This is a genomic window from Chitinophaga sp. (assembly GCF_036566945.1).
Lineage (GTDB): Bacteria > Bacteroidota > Bacteroidia > Chitinophagales > Chitinophagaceae > Chitinophaga.
On record NZ_DATCVJ010001002.1, the window covers coordinates 1 to 1,583 of the forward strand.

Below are 1,583 nucleotides of genomic sequence, written 5' to 3' on the forward strand. Positions count from 1 at the left end.
ACCTACCCGAAGACATGAGACAGCACGCCAAGTGGGATGAGGCAGGTATCGCGCACGACTTCGCCTTGAACACCATCCACTCTGTTGAAGACGATGACGGCCATCTGTACCTGTTCACCAAGTAGTGAGTTATCCACAACCACAACGCATTTCGTGACATTTCGCTATTGCAAAAGAAGAGGGTTTAGCTCATAGTTATTCGCAGAGGGGAAACAGAATAACAATGAACGCAGAACAAGAAATAGTGACCATCAAACTCAGTTTTGAACCAACATGGAACATCAACTTCCTGAAGCAACTAGGTCAGTGGAAGACAAAGCGCCGCGCAAAGGCCGCACTCCAATCCGCTGATCCGGCAGTCACCAGGTCACAAGCATTTATTGCAGCGAAGCGATCACGAAAATCTGCCCCTAAGAAGTAGAAAGCTTGGCCGCACAGCGGGGGCGGCCGAGATGCACCTTTACAGAATTAGAGTATTGAGCGTAGTAGTGCTGGTAGTGAAACAACTGACTCTAGGAGACGATACAACAGGAGAGGCAGAGCTGGCGGCCTACGAACCGCTATATGCAGTGTTCAAAATCGCACACATACTAGTTAGCGAAGCCATAATCGTGCACGGCGGAGGGTAATTGCTACTAGCACCATGCGCTCAATACAGTTCATGCAGTTAAATGGGCGCATCAGAAAATAATTAGAGCATTAGATTGCGATTTTTTACAACTACCTGGTGCGTTCTAATGTGCATACAAGTGGCGGAATAGGTAGACGCTGGCACGCTTGTCTGATTTATCGAGGAGCTGACCTATACCCTCGACAGATGAAGTGGATGCTATAAACGTCAGCAAATGCAGGGTGACTATACGAGTAAGCCAACGGAGTACGCAGCTTAGGCGCAGAAACAATTAACAACTCGTCAAATCAGTAATCCGTCTAGAACGGTACCTGCCTTGTATGCACAACATGGACTATGTAGGCAGCTGACCGGGCGTTGCGACGACAGTGCGCACTCGAGATTGCACAAGTGGTGAGCCTCTGACCCTGGGAGACGAGTCAAGACCACTGCGCTCGGCCACATGCTTACATAGACCAACTGCTAGTAGTAGGGCAGCCAAAAGAGTGATCTGCGGCGGAGTGAGGCTTTCGAGCTGAGTCCCTGCCAGGCCACTACTACTAGCAGCCATTTAACCGCATGAACGACTTCCACTTCCCGGCATATTCATCGTGTGCTGGGAAGTGGGCGCATGAACCCACAGCTCGTGCGCTCTACTGGTCAGGGTTTAGGTGAGAGGGTCGCGCCGATTAATAAGGCGCAAGTGAAGCTTTCGAGTAACTCTCCTTTCAAGCCCAGCTCACCCCCTGACCCCAAGTCGCTGATCTCCGCACCTGGATCAGCACTTCGTACCTGTCACGAGTTCCCACATCTGTACCGCTTCAAAGTTTGCCCTCCAGCTTCTCTGAAGTACCACCAGTGGAACGTAATCCGCACACATTCGGCTAGTACGTGGACTCATGACGGGTATCTAGTTGCTCCATCGAGGTTCTGTTGAAGCCCACCCTCAACAGGACACTTGATTACTCGATGG

Annotated in this window: 1 protein-coding gene; it reads left to right on the forward strand. The window is 50.8% G+C overall.

Translation table 11 applies throughout. The features are described 5' to 3' along the window. Positions 1 to 223: 223 nt before the first annotated feature. The gene (locus VIP81_RS29970; RefSeq protein WP_331970516.1) at positions 224 to 421 is read left to right on the forward strand and encodes a hypothetical protein; all 198 of its coding nucleotides are present in this window, start codon (positions 224 to 226) and stop codon (positions 419 to 421) included. Positions 422 to 1,583: the final 1,162 nt, after the last annotated feature.

Bases quoted from the DNA above. Each gene is read 5' to 3' on its own strand.
- VIP81_RS29970 (WP_331970516.1), top strand. From the start codon at position 224: ATGAACGCAGAACAAGAAATAGTGACCATCAAACTCAGTTTTGAACCA.